The organism is Gordonia polyisoprenivorans (assembly GCF_017654315.1).
GTDB classification, from domain to species: Bacteria; Actinomycetota; Actinomycetes; order Mycobacteriales; family Mycobacteriaceae; genus Gordonia; species Gordonia polyisoprenivorans_A.
Genome location: NZ_CP072203.1, coordinates 3,350,649 through 3,373,194 on the forward strand (window position 1 = coordinate 3,350,649; position 22,546 = coordinate 3,373,194).

Annotated in this window: 20 protein-coding genes and 1 pseudogene; 17 read left to right on the forward strand and 4 right to left on the reverse strand. The window is 68.5% G+C overall.

Features of this window, described 5'->3' with window-relative positions; all coding sequences use genetic code 11:
* The first annotated feature begins 12 nt into the window (after nt 1-12).
* From J6U32_RS15180 to J6U32_RS15200, 5 genes are all read left to right on the forward strand, one after another.
* Nucleotides 13-777 carry a hypothetical protein gene (locus J6U32_RS15180; RefSeq protein ID WP_425324135.1) on the forward strand — a complete coding sequence of 255 codons (765 nt, stop codon included), beginning with the start codon at nt 13-15 and terminating at the stop codon, nt 775-777.
* Nucleotides 778-975: 198 nt separating this feature from the next.
* A complete protein-coding gene (locus tag J6U32_RS15185; protein ID WP_425324136.1) occupies nt 976-1,440 on the forward strand; it encodes a response regulator transcription factor in 465 nt (154 codons plus the stop codon).
* 96 nt (nt 1,441-1,536) lie between these two features.
* A complete protein-coding gene (locus tag J6U32_RS15190; protein ID WP_208791064.1) occupies nt 1,537-2,391 on the forward strand; it encodes an acyl-CoA thioesterase in 855 nt (284 codons plus the stop codon).
* The gene (gene pdxT / locus J6U32_RS15195) at nt 2,388-2,999 is read left to right on the forward strand and encodes a pyridoxal 5'-phosphate synthase glutaminase subunit PdxT (RefSeq protein WP_208791065.1); all 612 of its coding nucleotides are present in this window, start codon (nt 2,388-2,390) and stop codon (nt 2,997-2,999) included. The genes J6U32_RS15190 and pdxT overlap by 4 nt, the downstream gene beginning before the upstream one ends.
* A gap of 128 nt (nt 3,000-3,127) precedes the next feature.
* Nucleotides 3,128-3,880: a YebC/PmpR family DNA-binding transcriptional regulator gene (locus J6U32_RS15200; protein WP_006370213.1), complete on the forward strand. Its 753-nt coding sequence runs from the start codon at nt 3,128-3,130 to the stop codon at nt 3,878-3,880.
* Nucleotides 3,881-3,913: 33 nt separating this feature from the next.
* Here the strand turns inward: J6U32_RS15200 and J6U32_RS15205 are convergent, their stop codons facing one another.
* Nucleotides 3,914-4,534, reverse strand: coding sequence for a hypothetical protein (locus J6U32_RS15205; protein WP_208791066.1), 621 nt, complete (start codon nt 4,532-4,534; stop codon nt 3,914-3,916).
* Nucleotides 4,535-4,642: 108 nt separating this feature from the next.
* On the opposite strand from J6U32_RS15205, the gene ruvC reads away from it, so the two are divergent.
* From ruvC to J6U32_RS15255, 10 genes are all read left to right on the forward strand, one after another.
* Nucleotides 4,643-5,236, forward strand: coding sequence for a crossover junction endodeoxyribonuclease RuvC (gene ruvC, locus J6U32_RS15210; protein WP_208791067.1), 594 nt, complete (start codon nt 4,643-4,645; stop codon nt 5,234-5,236).
* Nucleotides 5,233-5,829 carry a Holliday junction branch migration protein RuvA gene (gene ruvA / locus J6U32_RS15215; RefSeq protein ID WP_208791068.1) on the forward strand — a complete coding sequence of 199 codons (597 nt, stop codon included), beginning with the start codon at nt 5,233-5,235 and terminating at the stop codon, nt 5,827-5,829. Before ruvC ends, ruvA begins: the two co-directional genes overlap by 4 nt.
* On the forward strand, nt 5,826-6,929 hold the full coding sequence (ruvB, locus tag J6U32_RS15220; protein WP_208791069.1) for a Holliday junction branch migration DNA helicase RuvB: 1,104 nt from the start codon (nt 5,826-5,828) through the stop codon (nt 6,927-6,929). Before ruvA ends, ruvB begins: the two co-directional genes overlap by 4 nt.
* 267 nt (nt 6,930-7,196) lie before the next feature.
* Nucleotides 7,197-7,619 (forward strand): preprotein translocase subunit YajC, encoded by a 423-nt coding sequence (gene yajC, locus J6U32_RS15225; RefSeq protein WP_208791070.1) that lies wholly within the window; start codon nt 7,197-7,199, stop codon nt 7,617-7,619.
* Between the two features lie 236 nt (nt 7,620-7,855).
* On the forward strand, nt 7,856-9,646 hold the full coding sequence (secD, locus tag J6U32_RS15230; protein ID WP_208791071.1) for a protein translocase subunit SecD: 1,791 nt from the start codon (nt 7,856-7,858) through the stop codon (nt 9,644-9,646).
* Nucleotides 9,643-10,872, forward strand: a complete 1,230-nt coding sequence (gene secF / locus J6U32_RS15235; RefSeq protein ID WP_208791072.1) for a protein translocase subunit SecF — start codon at nt 9,643-9,645, stop codon at nt 10,870-10,872. The genes secD and secF overlap by 4 nt, the downstream gene beginning before the upstream one ends.
* A 65-nt stretch (nt 10,873-10,937) precedes the next feature.
* Nucleotides 10,938-12,638 carry an ABC transporter substrate-binding protein gene (locus tag J6U32_RS15240; RefSeq protein WP_208791073.1) on the forward strand — a complete coding sequence of 567 codons (1,701 nt, stop codon included), beginning with the start codon at nt 10,938-10,940 and terminating at the stop codon, nt 12,636-12,638.
* The gene (locus J6U32_RS15245; RefSeq protein WP_208791074.1) at nt 12,620-13,222 is read left to right on the forward strand and encodes an adenine phosphoribosyltransferase; all 603 of its coding nucleotides are present in this window, start codon (nt 12,620-12,622) and stop codon (nt 13,220-13,222) included. Before J6U32_RS15240 ends, J6U32_RS15245 begins: the two co-directional genes overlap by 19 nt.
* A 26-nt stretch (nt 13,223-13,248) precedes the next feature.
* On the forward strand, nt 13,249-13,962 hold the full coding sequence (locus J6U32_RS15250; protein WP_208791075.1) for a HEAT repeat domain-containing protein: 714 nt from the start codon (nt 13,249-13,251) through the stop codon (nt 13,960-13,962).
* 168 nt (nt 13,963-14,130) lie between these two features.
* Nucleotides 14,131-16,569, forward strand: a complete 2,439-nt coding sequence (locus tag J6U32_RS15255) for a RelA/SpoT family protein (protein ID WP_208791076.1) — start codon at nt 14,131-14,133, stop codon at nt 16,567-16,569.
* A 54-nt stretch (nt 16,570-16,623) separates the two neighbouring features.
* On the opposite strand, the gene J6U32_RS15260 is transcribed toward J6U32_RS15255, so the two are convergent.
* Complete coding sequence (locus J6U32_RS15260) at nt 16,624-17,718, reverse strand: peptidylprolyl isomerase (RefSeq protein ID WP_208791077.1); 1,095 nt, start codon at nt 17,716-17,718, stop codon at nt 16,624-16,626.
* 240 nt (nt 17,719-17,958) lie between these two features.
* Between J6U32_RS15260 and J6U32_RS15265 the strand changes: the two genes are divergently transcribed.
* Both J6U32_RS15265 and hisS read left to right on the forward strand, forming a co-directional pair.
* Complete coding sequence (locus J6U32_RS15265; RefSeq protein WP_208791078.1) at nt 17,959-18,690, forward strand: MBL fold metallo-hydrolase; 732 nt, start codon at nt 17,959-17,961, stop codon at nt 18,688-18,690.
* Complete coding sequence (gene hisS, locus J6U32_RS15270) at nt 18,687-19,952, forward strand: histidine--tRNA ligase (protein WP_208791079.1); 1,266 nt, start codon at nt 18,687-18,689, stop codon at nt 19,950-19,952. The genes J6U32_RS15265 and hisS overlap by 4 nt, the downstream gene beginning before the upstream one ends.
* A gap of 63 nt (nt 19,953-20,015) precedes the next feature.
* Here the strand turns inward: hisS and J6U32_RS15275 are convergent.
* A pseudogene (locus J6U32_RS15275) lies at nt 20,016-21,671 on the reverse strand (DUF885 domain-containing protein); the annotation flags it as partial.
* Nucleotides 21,671-22,546: a KPN_02809 family neutral zinc metallopeptidase gene (gene ypfJ, locus J6U32_RS15280; RefSeq protein ID WP_208791081.1), complete on the reverse strand. Its 876-nt coding sequence runs from the start codon at nt 22,544-22,546 to the stop codon at nt 21,671-21,673. The pseudogene J6U32_RS15275 and the gene ypfJ, both read right to left, overlap by 1 nt.

Here is a 22,546-nt window from a genome sequence, read left to right on the forward strand (position 1 = left end):
GGGGTCGGATGAATGATTCCTGAACCGGGACATCCGGGGTCGGAGCATTCGGGGAGCACTCCGGTGCCCCCGGGGATGACCTACGTCGAATACTGCGGTGAGCGCTATCCGTTGATGGGTGACCGACGATTCACCGTCGGGCGCGAGGCCGACCTCTCCGTCGACGACAACCCCTATCTGCATCGCCGATTCCTGGTGTTGCACAACGAAAACGGGCTGTGGTGGCTCACCAACCTGGGCACCCACCTCTCGGCGAGCGTGTCGGCCGGAGACGTCGGGTTCTCGGCGACCCTCGGACCGGGTGCTCGTATGCCGCTGGTGTTCGGCGAGACGACGATCGTGTTCACCGCCGGCCCGACCACCTACGAACTCAGCGTCTACGCCACGGCCCCACAGGTGCGCCCACTCACCGAGCAGTCCTTCGTCGGCGGCCGGACCACTCAGGGCGTCCCGATGCTCACCGAGAGCCAAAAGCTGCTCATCGTCGTGCTCGCGGAAGAGATCCTGCGCCGTGAGGGCACCGGGGCCAGCGCGATCCCGTCGTCGGCGAAGGCGGCCGCCCGGCTGGGGTGGCCGCTGACGAAGTTCAACCGCAAGCTCGACAACGTCTGCGACAAGCTCGATCAACTCGGGGTCAGCGGCATGCGCGCCGGAGGCGGCAAACTCGCCAGCAATCGTCGGGCCCGCCTGGTCGAGTACGCGGTCGCCTCCCGCATCGTCACGCGTGAGGATCTCCCGCTGATCGACGCCGAGGCTGCGCGCAACGCCGCGAGCTGATGTCGGGGCCCGTTCCCCCTTCCTGGGGAACGACGCATGGGTAGTCGTGTCGACAACTCCCCATCGGCTCCGATTTACCCCTTCTGACCTGCACTTATTTCATGGGTAGTTCTACCCATGGGCAGGGGAGTTCTCCCCATCGACCTCTCGTCGGATCGCTCATAACGTCTTCTGCATCGGGGCAACGGAGCCCAACGCATGACGCGAATCCAGGAGGACACCATGACCGCAGTCGTTTCCCACATCCCCGCCAATCAGCTCGCCCAGGCCGCTCGTCGCCGGGCCGAGGCCGACCGCCGGCGCACCGAGGCACTCGCGCGGCTCGCCGCCCGCCGGATGCCGCTGCCCGGTCAGCAGCCGATGCCGACCAACCCGCTCATGCGACTGGTGCCCGAGGCGCCGCAGCCCGTCGAGGAGGCCGCGGCTCCCGAACTGCCCCGGCCGAGCCTGACCAACCGCGAGATCGAGGTGCTGCGCACCTGGCTGATGGTGGACTCGAAACCCGCTGTGGCCCAAGAGCTCTTCATCTCCCTCGGCACCGTCAACACCCACCTGACCCGTATCCGCGCCAAGTACGCCGAGATCGGCCGCACCGCGCCGACCAAGGCGGCCCTCGTTGCGCGCGCCGTGCAGGACGGTCTGGTTCGTCTCGACGAGCTGTGACGAATCCGGGCACCCGGTGCCCACGGCGACCGCGCAGCGAACCGTCTGCGCAGGCCCTTTCGAGTGTCGACGGACCGCATACGGGATACTGGTCGGGTGGCAGAGATCGAGGACGTCCTCAGGGTCGAGCGCATCGAGACCGACATCTATCGTGGCGGGGCCTTCGAGAGTCAGCTCCAACGCACCTTCGGCGGACAGGTTGCCGGCCAGGCGCTGGTATCGGCGACCCGGACCGTCTCCGACGAGTTCTCGGTGCATTCGCTGCACGGGTACTTCCTGCGGCCCGGCAACCCCGACATTCCCGCGGTCTTCCTCGTCGACCGCATCCGTGACGGCCGTTCCTTCGTGACCCGTCGCGTGACCGGAATCCAGAACGGCGAGGCCATCTTCACGATGTCGGCGTCGTTCCATGTCACCACCGACGAAGGCATCGAACATCAGGACCCCATTCCGCCCGCACCGGCCCCCGAGGACCTGCCCGACCGGCACGTCCTGGCCGGCGACGACGAAAAAGCGGTGTTCAAGGAGTGGGACAACTTCGACATCCGCATCGTTCCGGCCGACAAACTGGTCACCTCACCGTTCTTCGTCGCCCAGCAACGGGTGTGGTTCCGATACCGCAAACCGTTGCCGGATGATCAGACGATCCACGTGTGCACGTTGGCCTACATGAGCGACATGACCCTATTGGGGTCGTCGAAGGTGCCCCATCCCGGCGTCGAACCCCAATCGGCGTCCCTCGACCACGCGATGTGGTTCATGCGGAGCTTCCGCGCCGACGAGTGGCTGCTCTACGACCAGACCTCGCCGTCGGCGGGCGCCGGGCGCACCCTGACCCAGGGCCGCATCTTCGACCGGGCCGGACGGATGGTGGCCGCGGTGACCCAAGAGGGCTTGAGCCGGACCGGGCGCGTGATGCCCGCCGATCAGCACGCCCGGCAGAACCGGTGAGCGGCGCCCGACCTCGGATCGGGGTACTCGCGCTCCAAGGTGATGTCCGCGAGCATCTCGCCGCGCTGACCGGTGCCGGCGCGCAGGCGTCCGCAGTCCGACGCCCGACCGAACTCGACCGGGTCGACGGTCTGGTGATCCCTGGTGGCGAGTCGACCACGATGAGCAAACTCCTGGGGATCTTCGAGTTGTTCGAACCGCTGCGCGAACGGCTCGCCGAGGGCATGCCCGCCTACGGTTCGTGCGCCGGGATGATCCTGCTGGCCTCCCGCATCCTCGACACGCGCCCCGACGCCCGGCATCTCGATGCCCTCGATATCACGGTGCGCCGCAATGCTTTCGGGCGTCAGGTCGAGTCCTTCGAAACCGACCTGGACGTCGAGCACATCACCGACGGCGGACCGTCGATGCGCGCGGTGTTCATCCGCGCGCCCTGGGTGGAGAAGGTCGGCGCCGACGTGGAGGTGCTCGCCCGGGTGCCCGGCGGTCCGGCCGCCGAGAGGGTCGTCGCGGTGCGGCAGGGCAACGTGCTGGCCACCTCGTTCCACCCTGAGGTGACCGGTGATCGGCGGGTGCACGCGCACTTCGTCGACATGGTGCGCGGTTGAGGCGGGTGGCGCGTCGGTAGAATCGATCTCCGACGTGTTCGACGAGTAGTGACGTGTTCCACAGAAGTCATGCCCGGATCTCCCCGGCAGGGGCTCCTCCGGTGCACGGGAAGGATCGGTAACAGCGTATGAGCGGCCATTCCAAATGGGCGACCACCAAGCACAAGAAGGCCGTCATCGATGCCAAGCGCGGCAAGATGTTCGCCAAGCTGATCAAGAACATCGAGGTCGCCGCGCGCACCGGTGGTGGTGACCCTGCGGGCAACCCGACTCTCTACGACGCGATCCAGAAGGCCAAGAAGTCGTCGGTGCCCAACGACAACATCGAGCGGGCCCGCAAGCGGGGCGGCGGCGAAGAGGCCGGTGGCGCCGACTGGCAGACCATCACCTACGAGGGCTACGGACCCAACGGTGTCGCCATCCTCATCGAGTGCCTCACCGACAACCGCAATCGCGCCGCCGGCGAGGTACGGACCGCGATGACCCGCAACGGCGGAAACATGGCCGACCCGGGGTCGGTGGCCTACCTGTTCACCCGCAAGGGTGTGGTGACGCTGGAGAAGAACGGTCAGAGCGAGGACGACATCCTGATGGCCGTGCTCGACGCCGGCGCCGAGGAGGTCAATGACCTCGGCGAGACGTTTGAGGTGGTCAGCGAACCGACCGACCTCGTCGCGGTGCGTACCGCATTGCAGGAAGCCGGCATCGACTATGAATCGGCCGAGGCGGACTTCCGTGCGTCGGTGGAGGTTCCCGTCGACGCCGAGGGCGCGCGCAAGGTGTTCAAGCTGATCGACGCGCTCGAGGATTCCGACGACGTCCAGAACGTGTACAGCAATGTCGACGTCAGCGACGAGGTGCTCGCCGAACTCGACAGCTGAGGCCCCGCCAACGCAGCCGTCAATCGTTCAGCCTCAAACCCGCAGCGCCGGCCGGTCCGGATGGTCGTAGCGGATCTCGACGTCGGGGTCCGGTGCGGTGCGTTGATGGTCGAGTAGCGGATCGATCGTCCATCGTCGGTCGGCCGGCGTCCTGCGTTCCAGTGCCGCGCGACCCATCCGCAGCGCGATCCTCAGATCCAGGTCGAGGTCGTCGCGCAGCACCATCTCGCCGGCGATCAAGGTCACCTGGCCGGGGGCGGCCTCGCGTCGTTGATCGCGAAATGACCTGTCGGAGAGCTCATCCCAGAGCCGTGGTAGCCATCGTTGGTGGTCGCGGAGGCCGTCGAGCATCTCACGGCGCAGCGCCGCGAAGTCGTACCACGAGGTCGTGAACGCCTCGGCGTCGTGCGGTCCCCATTCGAGCCGTAGCGAGGCCGGCCGGACGTAATCGGCGACCCGGACGACCTCGGCCGCACGGCCGCGCGAGCGCAGCACCTCGGCGACCCGCAGCGCCACCAGGTCGGGTCGGGCCGCCACCGCGCCGTCGATCCCCACCACCGGCTGACCGGGCAGCGCCGCGCACTTCTCGGCGCACGTGACGACCAGGCCCTCGGGGTCGATCGGTCGGTAGGCGGGCACGGCCGTATTCTCCACGCTTCGGCCGGATCCGTTCGCCACGGGTTGCCGTGTCGATCCCACCCTCTGTCGGTCGGCGTCGCTAGAATCTCGAACAACTGTTCGCCGTCGGAGGAGGAGTGTCGAGTGCGGGTGATGGGCGTCGACCCGGGGCTGACCCGGTGCGGGATCGCGCTGGTGGAGTCGGGGAGTGGTCGCAGTGTGACCGCCCTCGACGTCGATGTGGTCCGCACACCCACCGACATGGAACTCGCCCAGCGCCTGCTGGCGGTGTACACCGCGGCCAGCCACTGGCTCGACATCCACCAGCCCGATGTGGTGGCGATCGAGCGTGTCTTCGCCCAGAACCAGGTGTCGACGGCGATGGGGACCGCGCAGGCCGGCGGGGTCATCGCGCTCGCCGCAGGCCAGCGCGACGTGCCGGTGCGGTTTCACACCCCGTCGGAGGTGAAGGCCGCGGTCACCGGCAGCGGACGCGCAGACAAGGCGCAGGTCACCGCCATGGTGACCCGTATCCTCGGGATGCAGACCAAACCCCGTCCGGCCGATGCCGCCGACGCCCTTGCGCTCGCGATCTGCCATTGCTGGCGGGGACCGATGATCGAACGGATGGCGCAGGCTCAACAGCGCGCCGAACAGATGGCCCGGGTGCACCGACAGCGGGTCGCCGCGGCGCGATCGGCGACGGTACCGGCCGGGCGGAAGGGGACAGGCTCATGATCGCGTCGGTACGCGGACCGGTGGTCGAGGTCGCCCTCGATCACGTCGTCATCGACTGTGCCGGGGTGGGTTACCGGGTGCTGGCGACCCCCGACACGCTCTCGCGAATGCGACGGGGCGACGAGATGACGCTGCTGACCTCGATGATCGTCCGCGAGGACTCGATGACGCTGTACGGGTTCACCGAACCCGACGCCCGCGCGCTGTTCGCCCTGCTGCAGACGGTCACCGGCGTCGGTCCACGGCTGGCGATGGCAACGCTGGCGGTGCTCGAACCCGACGCCCTACGGCGGGCTCTGGCCGATTCCGACGTGAAGGCGCTGACGAGCGTGCCGGGTATCGGGAAGCGGGTCGCCGAGCGCCTCGTCGTCGAACTACGCGACAAGGTCGATCGGCCGGTCGCCGACGCCGCCACCGGTGCGGGATCGCGGCCGGTCGGCGTGGCCGGTCAGGTCGCGGAGGCGCTCGTCGGACTCGGCTTCACCGCGGCACCGGCGGAGAAGGCGGTGGCCGCGGTGCTCGCCGAGCAGCCCGACGCCGACGCGTCGATGGCGCTGCGCCGGTCGCTGGCCCTGCTCGGGAAGTCCGCATGAACCCCGACGACCGCCTCACCGAGGATGGACTCGAGGAGGAGCGGGAGGTCAGCGCCACCCCGGTGCGTTCCGATGGGGACTTCGACGCCGGGTTGCGTCCGCGGTCGCTCGCCGAGTTCATCGGCCAACCGCGGGTGTGTGAACAGCTCGAGCTGGTGCTGCACGGCGCCAAGAAACGTGGCAGCACTCCCGATCACATCCTGTTGTCGGGGCCGCCCGGTCTGGGCAAGACGTCGCTGGCGATGATCATCGCCGGCGAGATGGGTGCGGCGATCCGGGTCACCTCCGGGCCCGCTCTCGAACGCGCAGGAGACCTCGCGGCGATGCTGTCCAATCTGGTCGAAGGCGACGTGCTCTTCATCGACGAGATCCATCGGATCGCCCGGCCCGCCGAGGAGATGCTGTACCTGGCGATGGAGGACTTCCGGGTCGACGTGGTCGTCGGCAAGGGGCCCGGAGCGACCTCGATTCCGCTCGACGTGGCTCCGTTCACGCTGGTCGGGGCCACCACCCGATCCGGATCGCTGACCGGTCCGCTGCGTGACCGCTTCGGGTTCACCGCGCACATGGAGTTCTACGAGACCGGCGAGTTGGTCCGGGTGCTGCGCCGGTCGGCGGGCATCCTGGGCATCGAGATGCAGGCCGACGCCGCCTCGGAGATCGCGAGCCGCTCCCGGGGCACTCCCCGCATCGCCAACCGGTTGTTGCGGCGCGTCCGTGACTACGCCGAGGTCCGCGGGGACGGGGTGATCACCGTCGACATCTCACGCGCGGCGCTGGCCGTCTACGACGTCGACGAACTGGGTTTCGACCGCCTCGACCGCGCGGTCCTCGACGCGTTGATCCGGGCGTTCGGCGGCGGGCCGGTCGGGGTGTCGACACTGGCGGTGGCCGTCGGTGAGGAACCGGCGACCGTCGAGGAGGTGTGCGAACCGTTCCTGGTGCGCGCCGGGATGGTCGCACGCACACCGCGAGGACGCGTGGCGACCGCTGCGGCGTGGTATCACCTGGGGCTCACACCACCTGCCGGTGCTCTCAACGCGACCTTCGGGGTCCGCCCGCGCGAGATGGGCAGCCCGTCGTTGTTCGACGACATCTAGGGGAGCACGACGACCAGGGGCCTACCCTCAGCGTCGCTCGTATGCTCGCAAAGCCGACATTCCCGGCGTTGGGAGCGGACTTGCCTCGCATGGCACACTGGAGGGAGTGCGTGCGCTCGGCGCCGACGTCACCGGTGGTCCTCACCCCGGGGCGACGGGTCGCGGGCGCGTGACTCGCCGGAGCCCCTCACCGGCGACCCGCCGAGCGTGACATCAGCGTCGCGCCGCGGGTGACGATCTCGATACGACAAGGACGACGACACCTCGATGGAATCTCTGTTTCTCCCACTTCTGCTGGTCCTCATGGTCGGCTTCATGTTCTTCTCGGTGCGCAAGCAGAAGAAGCGTGCCGCCGAGACGCAGGAAATGCAGAACTCCGTCCAGACCGGGACCCGTATCCAGCTGTCGAGCGGTCTCTTCGGCACCGTGATCGACGCGACCTCGTCGGAGTACATCGATGTCGAGATCGCGACCGGTTTGGTCACCCGCTGGAACCGCCTGGCCGTCATGCGGGTGATACCCACCGACGAGGCCGCCGCGACCTACCCCGGTTACACCCCGCCGTTCGCCGCGGCCGACGCCGAGTCCATCGACGAGGCGCCCGAGACGATCACCCCCACCGATGTGACCACCGATCGGCCGAATCTCGACAAGTCCGGCGGCGACGCGTCGGCCGACTCGGACAAGTAGACACACCCCGACACCGACCGCAGGCCGCTCGACCGACCGTCGGCCCACCAGGGGAGGGCCGTGGCCCGATGGACACCGGGCCGTCGGGGGCGGTGGCGTGCCGCTGTGCGCGGGCGGGGCAGTAGAGTGGCCACTCGATCGCGCGATCGGGCCCTCGGGCTGTTCGCGCCGCGTAGTCCGCGTCGACGAGTGCGCCCAGGTGCGCCGGTCGACGCTCATCAAAGGAGATCGAGTACGTGAGTTTTTCGCGTGGGGCCGAATCGAAGGGAGCTGCCGCCGATTCGACCGGGACGGCGGGTCCCGGCGGTCGGAAGGCGCCGGGCCAATCGACCCGGAAGCGGTCGGCGGGGGGATCGAAGAAGGGCACCCGGCGACGCCCGCCGGGTCGCTCGTCGTCGATCGAGATCCCGCCGTGGCAGCCGCTGACGGCGTTCGTCGCGCTCCTGGCCCTCGTCTATCTCCTCGTCTTCCTCACCGGTGGCGGCTCGCCCGAACCGAAGCTGGGCATCGACCTGCAGGGCGGTACCCGCGTGACGTTGACCGCCCGCACCGACAACGGTCAGGCGCCGACCCGCGATCAGTTGAACCAGGCCAAGCAGATCATCGAGCAGCGTGTCAACGGGCTCGGCGTGAGCGGCTCGGAGGTCGTGGTCAGCGGGAACAACCTGGTCATCACCGTGCCCGGACAGGACGGCTCCCAGGCGAAATCGCTGGGGCAGACCGCTCGTCTGTATGTGCGCCCGGTCGAGACCTCGGCACCGGCGACGCCGCAGCCGCCCAACACCACGCGCACCGAGGACTCCAACGAACTCCCCGCCGATCAGGTTGCCGGGCAGATCACCCAGGAGAAGAAGAACCGGCAGGCTCCCGCAGGCGCCAACACCCAGGCGCTGCAGGCCTACATGTCGAAGATGAACTGCGCCAACGGCGCCAACGACCCCCTACTCGGCAACGACGACCCGAAGCAGTATCTGGTCGCCTGCTCCACCGACGGCAAGACGGTGTACCTGCTCGGGCCGGAGATCATCGACGGGCGGGATGTGAAATCGGCCAGCGCGGGCACCGACCCGCAGACCGGTGAGTGGATCGTCAGCCTCGAATACAAGGGTGCCGCCGCGACGACCTGGCCGGAGTACACCGCCAACAACATCGGCAAGCAGACCGCATTCACCCTCGACACCCGCGTGGTGTCGGCACCGGTGATCAACCAGGCAATCAGCGGAGCCACCCAGATCACCGGCTCGCCGTTCACCGAAGCCGAGGCCACCGACCTCGCCAACGTGCTCAAGTACGGCTCGTTGCCACTGTCGTTCTCCACCTCCGACGCCGAAACCGTCTCGGCCACGCTGGGTCTGTCCTCGCTGCGGGCCGGCCTCCTGGCCGGGGCGATCGGATTGATCGCGGTGCTGATCTACGCGTTGGCCTACTACCGCATGCTCGGCTTCCTCACCGTGGCGTCGCTGCTGCTGTCGCTGGCGATGGTCTACGGCATCATCGTGCTGCTCGGCCGCTGGATCGGGTTCACCCTGGATCTGGCCGGTATCGCCGGTCTGATCATCGGTATAGGTATGACCGCCGACTCGTTCGTCGTGTACTTCGAACGCATCAAGGACGAGATGCGTGAGGGACGAAGTTTCCGGTCCGCGGTCCCGCGCGGCTGGGCGAGCGCGCGACGCACGATCTGGTCGGGTAACGCCGTCAGCTTCCTGGCCGCGGCGGTCATCTACATCCTCGCCGTCGGCGAGGTGCGCGGCTTCGCCTTCACCCTCGGCCTGACCACCATCCTCGACATCGTGGTCGTGTTCCTGGTCACGCATCCGCTCGTCGTGCTCGCCAGCCGCTCGGAGTTCCTGTCGCGGCCGCGGGTCAACGGACTCGGGGCGGTCAGCGAGGTGGCGCGAGCGCGCAGAACCTCACGGGCCGAACGGGTGTCGAACCTCAGTTCGTCCACGACGACCACTGCATCGACCGGCGCTACATCGACCGACTCGACCCCCTCTGGTCCGACGAAGGGATCGGCGAAATGACCGGCAGCAATCGGACCACCGGCGCATCGACCGGCAGCACGACGACGGGTGACGAGCCGAGCACGGCGACGACGGTGACGATCGCCGGCAGTGACGCCGACTTCCACGCCGACACCTCCCGGTCGTTCCTCTCGCGCCTCTACACCGGTACCGGCGCCTTCGAGGTCATCGGCAAACGCCGCATGTGGTACCTCGTCACCGCGCTGATCCTCGCGGTCGGCATCATCTCGATCGGCGTGCGCCAGTTCACCTTCGGTATCGATTTCGAGGGCGGCACTCAGATCTCGATCCCGGTGTCGCAGGGCATCACCAGCCAATCCGTCGAGAATGTCGTCGGCAAGGCGCTCGGCACTGCCCCGGATTCGGTGCAGACCGCCGGATCGGGGTCGAGCGAAACCGTGCAGGTGCGTACCGACGCGCTCAGCGCCGAGCAGGCACGCGCGGTGACCGTCGCGCTCACCGACGCATATGCGCCGACACTCAAGGCCGCCGACGTCAGCATCTCCGAGGTGAGTTCCACGTGGGGACGCGAGATCACCGAGAAGATGTTGCTCGCCCTCGCCGTGTTCCTGGTGATCGTCTTCGTCTACATCGCGGTGCGCTTCGACCGGGAGATGTCGATCGCCGCGCTGGCGACCCTGTTCTTCGACATCATCTGCACGGCCGGGGTGTATTCGCTGGTCGGCTTCGAGGTCACCCCGGCGACCGTCATCGGTCTGCTGACGATCCTCGGTTTCTCCCTCTACGACACCGTCGTCGTGTTCGACAAGGTCTCGGAGAACACCCGGTCGGTGCTGCAGACGTCGCGTCGCACCTATGCCGAGCAGGCCAACCTCGCGGTGAACCAGACCCTGATGCGCTCGATCAACACCACGATCATCTCGGTGTTGCCGATCATCGCGCTGATGGTCATCGCCGTGTGGCTGCTCGGGGTCGGCACGCTGAAGGATCTTGCGCTGATCCAGCTCGTCGGCGTCGTGGTGGGCACCTACTCGTCGATCTTCCTCGCCACCCCGCTGTTGGTGACCCTCAAGGAACGGCGTCGTGAGATCGCCCGCCATACCGCCCGGGTGCTCGACCGTCGCGCGGCCATCGCCGCCGGGCAGGACCCGGACGCGGGCAGCACACCGCCGCGCCGCCGCCCGTCGCGGGCGTCGACCGGTCGGGGCGTAGCCGAGGACGACACCCCGACGGCACCGAGCGGGAAACGGCGTCGCGCGCGATAGTCTCGGCAGTCGTGGCATCGAGAGGTCGGCAATCCAGGTGTTGGCATGGTACGACCACACCGGCGATGAGGTCCGCGGTCCTGGTGGTGAGCCTGCTGGTGGGTGCCGGGCTGATCGCCGGCTGTTCCCGGGACGCTGCGCCCCCGACGATCGACTACGTCGTCGACGCCGACATCCGCAGCTACAACGCGAACACCGAGAACGGCAACGCCGACGGCGTATTGATGGCGTTCACCCGCGTGCTCTCGGGCTTCAGCTATCTCGGCGATTCCGGACAGGTCACCCCTGACCGCGATATCGGCACCGTCACCCGTGAGCCCGGCAACCGGCTGATCCTGAAGTACCAATTCAACCCGCGCGCAACATATTCCGACGGCACGGCGATGGATTGCGACGACCTCGTGCTGGCCTGGGCGGCGATGAGTGGACGATTCGGCCAGTTCACCCCGGCGACCACCGCGGGCTACCGCGACATCGACTCCGTCGACTGTGCGCCCGGCGACAAGTCGGCAACCGTCACCTTCGCCGCCGGACGCGACCCCTCCGACTGGGCGTCCCTGTTCGGCGCCGGCACGCTACTGCCGGCGCAGGTGGTGGCCCGCGCCGCCGGGGTCCCCGACGTGGCCGAACCGATCCGCACCGGCAACCGCACCGCCATCGCGCGTATCGCCAAGGCCTGGAACACCGGCTTCGATCTCGCCCCCGGAGACCTCGACCCCGCGCGTTTCCCGTCCGCCGGCCCCTACAAGATCGCGAGTTACTCCGCATCCGGCGGCGTGGTGCTGGTGGCCAACGACAAGTGGTGGGGTGATCCGCCGGCCACCTCACGGATCGCGATCTTCGGGCGCGGCAGCGATGCCGCGCGACGCATCGCGAACGACGACTACGACGTCGCCGACGTCACCGCGGGCCTCGTCGCCGGCGCCGACGAAACGCGTTCCGGCGCGATCTCGCCCGCGGCCACCGCCGGTGCCGGACTCCGGGTCGGTGCCCCCGGTCAGGCGCTCGGCGTCGAGGGGCTCGTGTTGTCCGGGCGCGGGGTGTTCTCCGACGTCCGGGTGCGACGGGCATTCGCCTCCTGTGTGCCGCGCGATGCGCTCGCCCGGCAGTTCGGATACGGCGCCCAGATGTGGAACATGCGGGTACTTGCGCCGGGTGACGAGTTGGCCGCATCGCTGAACGGCGAGTTCGGCACGCAGTACGCGCGTCCCGATCTTCCGCGCGCCCGTGACCTGCTGGCCCAGGCGGCCGGTGATACCGGTGGCCGCCCGGCCAAGACGGTGCGTATCGGATATGCCGCACCGACCGAGCGGTGGAAAGAGATGGTCGCGGCCATTACCTCCGCATGTGCCCCGGCGGGGATCACCGTCAAAGACGTCGGCGCCGACACCACCGGGGTCGGAGCACTCGGCTCGTCGGCCGACGCGCTGGTGGTGGCCAACGGCGCCGCCTTCGCCGCGGCGGGTGCCGCGGACGAGACCCGAGACGCCTATCAGCTGCGCGGAGACGACCCGCTCGATCTGCCGAACTTCTCGAACCCGCAGGTCAATGATGCGATCGACGCCTTGGCGGTCACCGATCTCGAATCCGAGCGCCTCGCGCTCGTCCGGACCATCGAGAACGGTGCGTGGGCTCAGGTGCCGTCGATCCCACTGTTCGCTGCTCCCCGCGCGCATGGCTGGAAGGATCAGATCACCAACGTCGTCGCAGGTGCGGGACGAAACGGAACGGGATGGAACATGGACCGATGGGTACGCAGCCGGTGAGCAACGATAGTGAGACCCCGACCCCCGATACCCCGACTGGCGACGCCCTGGCCCGGGCGCGGGCCGCGATCGCCGAGCACGGCCGCATGGTGGCCGACTTCCCGGCGCCGGGAATCGATTTCAAGGATCTGACGCCGGTGCTGGCCGATCCCGACGGGTTGTCGGCGATCGTGACCGCGCTGACCCACGGCTGCGGGTCGGTCGACCTGGTGGCGGGCATCGACGCCCGCGGCTTCCTGCTCGGCGGGGCCGTCGCGCGAGAACTGGGCGTCGGAATCCTCGCCGTCCGCAAGGGCGGCAAACTCCCGCCACCGGTGTACTCGATCGACTACGACCTCGAATACGGCAGCGCGCGACTGGAGATCCCGGCGAGCGGAATCGACATCACCGGATCGCGGGTGCTGCTCGTCGACGACGTCCTCGCCACCGGTGGCACCGTGGTGGCGGCGGCCGAACTGCTGCGTCGCGCCGGCGCCGAGGTGACGGGTGTCGCGGTGATCATGGAGATCGCGGCGCTCGGCGGGCGGGCCCGCATCGCCGACGGCTTCGCCGACATTCCGGTGCACGCGGTCACCACTGATTGATCGATCGATGAGAATCGTTGGCGGATATGGGTGTTGAAGAGTATCGACGCGAACTCGTCGCCTTGGGTGACGTGCCGGAGCGCTGGTTGGGCTACCTGGACGCGCACTCGGGTCTGCCCGGGCCGCGGGCGAACCTGACCCTGCTGGCCGCCTTCGTCGAGGAGGCGTCCGCCACGACGATCTGGCACGCCGCCGATGCCGCCGACGAGTATCGGGCCACCTGCGGGGCCGCCGGGATCGGACGTCTGCTCTGTTCGGCCGAGGACCGCTCGAAAGGTCTTGCCCGGCTGCGTGAACTCGCCGCCGACGAGCGATGGCGGGTCCGCGAGGGCGTGGCGATGGCGCTGCAGCGGTGGGGCGACGACGATCCCGCCTCGATGGCCGCGGTGGCACGCGAATGGGCGGACGGCCCCGGCCCCCTGCTCGCCCGCGCCGCTGTCGCCGCGATCTGCGAGCCGAGGTTGCTGCGGACCCCCGAGATGGCCGCCCACGCGATCGACGTGTGTGGACGAGCCACCGAGGTGCTGCGCGCGGTCCCCGACACGCGACGGCGCGCGCCGGACACCCGTACCCTGCGCAAGGGACTGGGATACGGGTGGAGCGTCGCCGTGGCCGCCGATCCGGCCGCCGGATTGCCGGTGTTCGACGCGCTGGCACAGGATCCGGACCCCGACGTGGCCTGGGTGGTGCGCACCAATCTCGGCAAGGCACGGCTCAAGCGGGTCCGCGGCGATCGGTGAGCCCATGGTGGTTCCCCGACAGCCTGGCCCGTCACATTCCGGCCGGACCGACGGTGCTCCCGAAAGCGCGGATTAGACTTGTGACATGTGTGGTGGGACGGACCGGTGGTGTGAGGCAACGATCCGGTGCTCCCGCCGCGTCCACCGCCGAGGACGAGGGAGGGTCTGATGGCCGACGAGCCGAGTACCGCGGGCCCGATCACCGATGCCGGACCCGCCGAGGTGGACTCCGCAGCAGTGGTCGAGTCCAGAGCTGCGGAGTCCGCAGCGGGCGAGTCTGCGGTTGTCGAGTCCGGGGCTGTCGAGTCTGGGCCCGCCGGCGACACGAACGACGCGCTGCCCCAACATTCGTCGGCGTCGCGGCGGGTCCGCGCCCGGCTCGCTCGCCGGATGACCGCGACCCGCAGCCCGGTTCGTCCGGTGCTCGAACCGCTGGTCACCCTGCACCGGGAGATCTACCCGAAGGCCGACGTCGCTTTGCTGCAACGCGCCTACGACGTCGCCGACGAACGTCATCAGGGGCAGAACCGCAAGTCCGGTGACCCCTACATCACCCATCCGCTCGCGGTGGCCACGATCCTCGCCGACCTCGGTATGGACACCATCACCCTGGTCGCCGCGCTCCTGCACGACACCGTCGAGGACACCGGATACAGCCTCGAGCAACTGGAATCGGAGTTCGGGGCGGAGGTCACCCACCTCGTCGACGGGGTGACCAAACTCGACAAGGTCGCCCTCGGTAGCGCCGCGGAGGCCGAGACGATCCGCAAGATGATCATCGCGATGGCCCGCGACCCGCGCGTGCTGGTGATCAAGGTCGCCGACCGCTTGCACAACATGCGCACGATGCGCTTCCTGCCACCGGAGAAGCAGGCCCGCAAGGCCCGCGAGACGCTGGAAGTCATTGCGCCCCTGGCGCATCGGCTCGGTATGGCGACCGTCAAGTGGGAACTCGAGGACCTCTCGTTCGCGATTCTGCACCCCAAACGGTACGAGGAGATCGTGCGGCTGGTCGCCGACCGCGCACCCTCACGCGACACCTACCTGGCGCGGGTGCGCGCCGACATCAACAACGCACTGTCCTCGGCCCGGATCACCGCGACGGTCGAGGGCCGGCCCAAACACTACTGGTCGATCTATCAGAAGATGATCGTCAAGGGCCGCGAGTTCGACGACATCCACGACCTCGTCGGCATGCGCATCCTGTGTGACGAGGTGCGCGACTGTTATGCCGCGGTGGGCGTGGTGCACTCGCTGTGGCAGCCGATGGCGGGCCGGTTCAAGGACTACATCGCCCAGCCGCGGTTCGGGGTCTACCAGTCCCTGCACACCACGGTGATCGGTCCCGAGGGCAAACCCCTCGAGGTGCAGATCCGCACCTACGACATGCATCGCACCGCCGAGTTCGGCATCGCCGCACACTGGCGGTACAAGGAGAGCGGCTACAAGGACCGCAAGGGCCGCAAGTCCGACGTCGCCGAGGTCGACGACATGGCGTGGATGCGCCAGCTCCTCGACTGGCAGCGAGAAGCCGCCGACCCGGGGGAGTTCCTCGAGTCGCTGCGCTACGACCTCGCGGTCAAGGAGATCTTCGTCTTCACCCCGAAGGGCGACGTGATCACGCTGCCCGCCGGGTCGACACCGGTCGATTTCGCCTACGCGGTGCACACCGAGGTCGGCCACCGCTGCATCGGCGCACGTGTCAACGGTCGTCTCGTCGCCCTCGAACGCACCCTCGAGAACGGTGAGGTCGTCGAGGTGTTCACCTCGAAGGCACCCACGGCCGGACCGAGCAAGGACTGGCAGAACTTCGTCGTCTCACCACGCGCGAAAGCCAAGATCCGCCAATGGTTCGCCAAGGAGCGTCGCGAGGAGGCGCTCGAGCAGGGCAAGGACGCCATCGCCAAGGAGGTCCGCCGCGGGGGACTGCCCCTGCAGCGGCTGATGAGTGCCGACTCGATGGCCGCGGTCGCCAAGGAGCTGCGCTACACCGACGTCAGCGCGCTCTACACCGCGGTCGGGGAGAACCACGTCTCGGCTCGGCATGTGGTGAACCGTCTCGTCGCCGCACTCGGAGGCATCGACGAGGCCGCCGAACAGATCGCCGAGCGATCCACGCCGTCGACCATGCCCAGCCGTTCCCGGCAGGGCGGCGACGCCGGGGTGGTCGTCGAGGGCGTCGACAATGTGCTGATCAAGCTCGCCAAGTGCTGCACCCCGGTACCCGGTGACGAGATCATGGGATTCGTGACGCGCGGCGGTGGGATCAGTGTGCACCGCACCGACTGCACCAACGCCACCGCCTTGCGTGATCAGTCCGAGCGGATCATCGACGTCTCCTGGGCGCCGTCGCCCGAATCGATCTTCCTCGTCGCCATCCAGGTCGAGGCGCTCGACCGTCACCGCCTGCTCTCCGACGTGACCAAGGTGCTCTCCGACGAACGGGTGAACATCCTCTCGGCGTCGGTCACCACCAGCCGCGATCGCGTCGCGATCAGCAAATTTACCTTCGAAATGGGCGACCCGAAGCATCTCGGACACGTCTTGAACGTCGTCCGCAACGTCGAAGGCGTCTACGACGTGTACCGCGTCACCTCGGCTGCCTGAGAAGACGGCGGCCTGATCGGTCTCGCCACGGCCGGGCCGTGGCGAGACCGCGCGTCAGGAGACCTTGGCGGTCTCGATGGTGATCGGCAGCTTCGGTGAGCCGTCGTCGGCGGTGCGCTCGTAGGCACCGGTCGTCTGGTTGGGTCCGATGCCGGGGTTCACGCCGCCGGCGAACACCTTGTCGATGACCTTCATACCGTCGGGTGCGACGGTGCCGACCACCGCGTAACTCGGCGGCAGGGTGCCGTCCTGGATGAGGATGAAGAACTGCGCCGATCCACCGGAATTCGCCTCACCCTGCTGGGCGCTACCGCTGTTGGCGATCGCGACGGTCCCGCGCGGGTAGGTGACAGCCTGCTGGCCGGTCATCGGGTTGGCCTGACCGGACGGCTTGAGATCGGTCGGCGGCTCGTCGGGGCTCGTCCAGCCGGGCTGGCCGAGACCGGTGCCGGTCGGGTCACCGCACTGCAGGACCTTCAAAGCCGCGGTCGTCATCCGGTGGCACGGGCTGTTGTCGTAGTAGCCGTGATCGGCGAGCGAGATGACCGCGCCGGTGTTGCACGGAGCGCCGGTGCGATTGAGATCGACCGGCACGACACCCTGCGTGGTGGTCAGTGTGAGCGTGGACGTGCCGTCCTTGGCCTGCGTCTTGTCGGGCATCGGCGCGGTCTTCTGCTTGGACTCGCCGGCCTTCACCTTGTCGATCTGCTCCTGATAGAGCGCGCGCTGGGCGGGATCGGTGATCTCGGCGGGAACCGTCGTCGGGATCTGCTTGAAGTTGCTGTCCTTGGCGACGTAATCGCACGTCGTGTGCGAGGCGTTGAATCGATCGGTCTGGATCTTGTCGACGATGAAGTAGGTGGCGGTCGCGAGCACCGCGATGACCACCACACCCGAGACCGAACCGATGAGGACCTTGCGTTTGCGCGCTGCGGCGCGTTCGCGCTCCAGCCGGTCCTCGAGCTTGCGCTTGGCGGCCTCGCGCCGTTGCTCGTTGGTCAGCGCCCGGTCGGACGTCGCCGGACCATCGGCCGCGGGATCGGAGGGATTCTTGCTCGGGTTCGGCCCCGACGGAGTCGAGGTGGCCGGGTCATCGTTGTCGGCATCGTTGTGGGCACCCGGCTTCTCGGGTTCCTTGTTGCTCGCCACGCTGTGACCCCTCCTCGGTGTGCGCTTGGTGTCGTGTGCACTCTGCTCGTCGTCCGACTCCCGCCGGACACCCCATGCAGTGTGCCAGTATCTCCTGTGAACTCGCCGCACCGGGTCGAGGACACAGCCGGGCGTGGCGAGGCCTGCGTCGACAAACGAGCTGGTACGCCGACCGTGGGCGGTGCCACTGGAGTCGACCGCGGTCGAGGCCGCCGGATTCGTATGAGACACAATGGAGCAATGCTGATCACCGGCTTCCCCGCAGGGATGTTCCAGACCAACTGCTACATCCTCGCCCCGGCGCCCGGTGGCGACGCTGTCGTCATCGATCCCGGACAGGATGCGGCGCCGATGGCGAAGAAGGTGCTGGCAGAGCACGATCTCACCCCGGTGGCGGTCCTGCTGACCCACGGTCATCTCGATCACACGTGGACCGCGGCGGACCTCTGCGACGAATTCTCGATCCCGGCCTACATCCACCCCGAGGACCGGTCGATGCTCGCCGACCCGGGCATCGGCCTCGGCCACGCGCTCTCCTCGGTGATCGGGTCGCTGCAGTTCCGGGAGCCGGACAAGGTGATCGACTTCGTCGACGGCGAGACGGTGGAGATCGCCGGACTGCGCCTGGCCGTCGACCACGCACCGGGTCACACCCAGGGCTCGGTGTTGCTGACCCTCGACGTGCCGATCGACGAGAGCGGTGCCGGTGACACCGTCCCGGTGTGTTTCTCCGGTGACGTATTGTTCTCCGGGTCCATCGGCCGCACCGATCTGCCCGGGGGCAACCACCAGCAACTGCTCGACTCCATCGCCGCCCGGCTGCTGACCCGCACCGACGACACACAGGTGCTCCCCGGACACGGACCGCAGACCTCGATCGGCGCCGAACGTGCGAGCAATCCGTTCCTCGTCGGTCTCGCCGGTGACGCCGAGGGCGCCGGCACCGTGAAGAAGGGACGAATGGGCCTGTGACCAACGATTTCGCCGCACCTCGGGGTATCCCGGATTACTACCCGCCGGCCTCCGCCGACTTCCGCAAGGTGCGCGACACGCTCACCGAGGCGGCGCGGCGCGCGGGTTACGGCCACATCGAGTTGCCCGCCTTCGAGGACACCGCGTTGTTCGCGCGCGGGGTGGGTGAGTCCACCGACGTCGTCAGCAAGGAGATGTACACCTTCGCCGACCGCGGTGGCCGCTCGGTCACGCTGCGCCCGGAGGGCACCGCCGGTGTGATGCGCGCGGTCATCCAACACGGCCTCGACCGTGGTCAGCTGCCGGTCAAACTCTGCTATGCGGGTCCGTTCTTCCGGTACGAGAAGCCGCAGACCGGTCGTTATCGCCAGCTGCAGCAGGTCGGCGTGGAGGCCATCGGCGTCGACGATCCGGCTCTCGACGCGGAGGTCATCGCGATCGCCGACGAGGGCTATCGACGCCTCGGGCTCAGCGGCTTCCGACTGGAAATCACCTCCCTCGGCGACGACGAGAGCCGACCCCGGTATCGGGAAGCGTTGCAGCAGTTCCTCTTCGGGCTCGACCTCGACGAGCCGACCCGTCAACGCGCCGAGATCAATCCGCTGCGTGTGCTCGACGACAAACGCCCCGAGATCAAGGCCGCCACCGCCGGCGCGCCGCTGCTGCTGGACTATCTGAGCGACGACGCGCGGGCCCACTTCGACACGGTGCTCGCCCACCTGAACCGGCTCGGCGTGCCCTACGAGATCAATCCGCGGCTGGTACGCGGACTCGACTACTACACCAAGACCACCTTCGAATTCGTCCACGACGGACTGGGCGCGCAGTCGGGGATCGGGGGCGGCGGGCGCTACGACGGCCTCATGCAGCAGATCGGCGGTAAGCAGGATCTGTCGGGGATCGGGTTCGGGCTCGGCGTCGACCGCACGATGCTCGCCCTCGAGGCGGAGGGCGTCGCGGGTGCCGACGCCGCGCGCGTCGAGGTCTTCGGGGTTCCGCTCGGCGCCGACGCGAAAGCCGAATTGGTATCCGTCGCAGGGACACTGCGGGCCGCGGGGATCAGCGTCGATCTCGCCTACGGCGATCGCGGCCTCAAGGGTGCGATGAAGGCCGCCGACCGGTCGGGCGCACGGCTCGCACTCGTCCTCGGTGATCGTGAACTCGCCGAGCGCACCATCGAGATCAAGAACCTGGCAACCGGCGACCAGCATCGGGCCTCGCTCGACGGTCTCGTCGACGAGGTGCGGGGTCTGCTGGGCTGAGGCGCACGCCGATCCGTATGACATTTCCCCCGGAAACCGGAGGAAATGTCATACGGATCGGTCTCATTCCGCCCGGCTCATCCGATCGGCGAGGACGTCCAGGCTCACCCCACCGAGCGCCAGCGCACGGGTGTGGAACTCCTTGAGCGTCCACCCCGGATGCGCGGCGAGGGCGGCGTCGCGGGTCTGTTCCCAGACCCGTTGTCCCAGTGCGTAGGACGGCGCCTGGCCGGGCCAGCCCAGGTAGCGGTCGAGTTCGAAGCGCAGCACCGCCCGGTCCATGGCCACCGACGAGGTGAGAAACGTCCAGGCCTTCTCGGCGTCCCAGATGCCGCCGCCCACCGACTCGGGGGCACGCAATCGGCAGTGCACGCCGATGTCGACGACGACGCGTGCCGCGCGCAGCCGCTGCGAATCCAGCATGCCCATCCGGTCGCCCGGGTCGTCGAGCCAGCCCAGTTCGGCCATCAGGCGTTCGGCGTAGAGCGCCCAGCCCTCGCCGTGCCCGGAGGTGAACGACGCCAGTTTGCGCCACGAGTTGAGGTCGTCGTCGACGATCGCCGACCCCAGCTGGAGGTGATGGCCGGGCACACCCTCGTGGTAGACGGTGGTCTTCTCCTGCCACGTGTGAAACACGGTCTGCCCCGGGGGAACCGCCCACCACATGCGGCCCGGCCGACTCAGGTCTGCGGTGGGCTGGGTGTAGTAGATGATCCCGGTCGACGACGGCGCGAGCCGGCATTCCAGACGGGTCAGGCGGGCCGGGATGTCGAAGTGGGTGCCGGCCAGTCCGTCGACCGCGGCGTCGGAGGTCGCCTGCATCCAGTCGACGAACGCCTGCTTGTCGTGGATCTGATACCGCGCATCGGCATCGAGTGCGGCCAGGGCATCGGCGACCGCCCCTCCGGGTACCAGCTGCGCGGCGATGGCCTGCTGTTCGGCGACGATCTCGCGCAAATGGGCCAGACCCCAGTCGTAGGCCTCCTCGGGATCGGCGTCGGCACCGAGGTAGTGCGGCAGATGCAGCAGATACCGATCCCGGCCGACGGCGTCGTCATGGACGGCGTCGGGCGCCACCCGGGTGCGCAGGTGGGCGGCGAACTCGGCGAAGGCCGAACCCGCTGCGGTGGTGGCGGATTCGAGGTCGGCGGCCAATCCGGGGTCGGCGACGATGGTCCCGGTGTTCGCCGAGATCGCGGCGAGGGCCTGATCTGCCTGTGCGGCAACGAGTTCCACCTGCCGGCGGGCGAACGGCGGGCCGGCTGTGCGTCGTTGTTCGACGCCGGCGATCGCGGTGGCCAGAGCGTCCGGGATCGCCGCGATCCGGCGCACCATCGTCTCCCGCCCCGTCGGCGAGTCGACGTCCATCAGATCGAAGATGTCGCGGATCGCCTGCAGCGGGGAGGCGATGACGTTGCAGACACCGGTCAGCTCTCCCGCATCGGCGAGGGCGAGCTCGCGGCGCAGCGACGCCGTCATCGTCGCGACGGTCACCCGGTCGACGTCGTCGGACACCTCGGCGGCGCCGAGCGCGGCCAGCGTTGCCCGGGCGTGGTCGGCGCGGGTGGCGACGGCGTCGGGGGAGAAGTCGGTGAGTCGGTCGGCCGCGGCGTCATCGATCCCGAGTTCGGTGGCCAGGATCGGGTCGTCGGCGGCCATCGTGCGCAGATGGGCGTCGGCGATCGCGTCGACGGCGGTGCTGGTGCGTGCGGGTGGCATCACAGGTCGTTGGTGGCGAAGGTGTCGCAGCGCTTGGGGTCGCCGCCCTGATAGCCGATGGTGAACCACCGGGCCCGCTGCTGCGCCGACCCGTGCGTCCAGCCCTCCGGGTTGGAGTTGGCGCCCTGGATGGTGTCGTCACCGATGGCCTTGGCGGTCTGGATGACCCCGGCGATGTCCTGCTGGGTCAGTTGCTGCAACCGATTGTCGTATCCCTCGTCACTGGCGTGATGCGCCCACACCCCGGCCAGGCAGTCGGCCTGCAGTTCGACGCGCACCGATCCCGACAGCGGTCCCTGCGAACCGAGTTGCTGGCCCTTGCGCAGCGCCCCGGTCAGATTCTGTACGTGATGGCCGTACTCGTGGGCCACGACGTACTCCTGCGCCAGGGCGCCGTTGCTGCCACCCATCTGGACGAGGGTGTCGAAGAAATCCGGGTCGAAGTAGGCGGTCTTGTCCGCGGGACAATAGAACGGGCCGGTCGCCGAGGTCGCCGCACCGCACGCGGTGTTCACCGACCCGCTGAAGATGGTGGTCTTCGGCGGCGTGTAGTTCGACATCAGTGTCGGCCAGACGTGGTCGAGACTGTTGGTGGTGGCCACGATCCGGCAGATCGCGTCACCCTGATTGGCCATCTCCACGGTGCAGGTCCGGATGTGCTCGTCGATCACCGACGACGAGGCCGAGTTGGAGCTTCCGGTTCCGGTGGTCCCGCCGCCCATGATGTCTCCCGGGTTGACCCCGAACAACAACGCCACGATGGTGATGATCAGGCCGGCACCGCCGCCGAGCGCGATCCGCCCGGCGCCGCCACCGCCACCTCCGCCGCCGGAGACGTTCCCGGTGTCGAGCGGCCCGCTGCCCTGAAAAGTCAT

What these genes read in the sequence shown, in the direction of transcription:
- J6U32_RS15180 (WP_425324135.1), top strand. Translation starts at nt 13, where the DNA reads ATGATTCCTGAACCGGGACATCCGGGGTCGGAGCATTCGGGGAGCACT.
- J6U32_RS15185 (WP_425324136.1), top strand. Translation starts at nt 976, where the DNA reads ATGACGCGAATCCAGGAGGACACCATGACCGCAGTCGTTTCCCACATC.
- J6U32_RS15200 (WP_006370213.1), top strand. Translation starts at nt 3,128, where the DNA reads ATGAGCGGCCATTCCAAATGGGCGACCACCAAGCACAAGAAGGCCGTC.
- ruvA (WP_208791068.1), top strand. Translation starts at nt 5,233, where the DNA reads ATGATCGCGTCGGTACGCGGACCGGTGGTCGAGGTCGCCCTCGATCAC.
- ruvB (WP_208791069.1), top strand. Translation starts at nt 5,826, where the DNA reads ATGAACCCCGACGACCGCCTCACCGAGGATGGACTCGAGGAGGAGCGG.
- yajC (WP_208791070.1), top strand. Translation starts at nt 7,197, where the DNA reads ATGGAATCTCTGTTTCTCCCACTTCTGCTGGTCCTCATGGTCGGCTTC.
- secF (WP_208791072.1), top strand. Translation starts at nt 9,643, where the DNA reads ATGACCGGCAGCAATCGGACCACCGGCGCATCGACCGGCAGCACGACG.
- J6U32_RS15240 (WP_208791073.1), top strand. Translation starts at nt 10,938, where the DNA reads ATGAGGTCCGCGGTCCTGGTGGTGAGCCTGCTGGTGGGTGCCGGGCTG.
- J6U32_RS15245 (WP_208791074.1), top strand. Translation starts at nt 12,620, where the DNA reads ATGGGTACGCAGCCGGTGAGCAACGATAGTGAGACCCCGACCCCCGAT.
- J6U32_RS15250 (WP_208791075.1), top strand. Translation starts at nt 13,249, where the DNA reads ATGGGTGTTGAAGAGTATCGACGCGAACTCGTCGCCTTGGGTGACGTG.
- J6U32_RS15255 (WP_208791076.1), top strand. Translation starts at nt 14,131, where the DNA reads ATGGCCGACGAGCCGAGTACCGCGGGCCCGATCACCGATGCCGGACCC.
- J6U32_RS15265 (WP_208791078.1), top strand. Translation starts at nt 17,959, where the DNA reads ATGCTGATCACCGGCTTCCCCGCAGGGATGTTCCAGACCAACTGCTAC.
- ypfJ (WP_208791081.1), bottom strand. Translation starts at nt 22,546, where the DNA reads ATGACTTTTCAGGGCAGCGGGCCGCTCGACACCGGGAACGTCTCCGGC.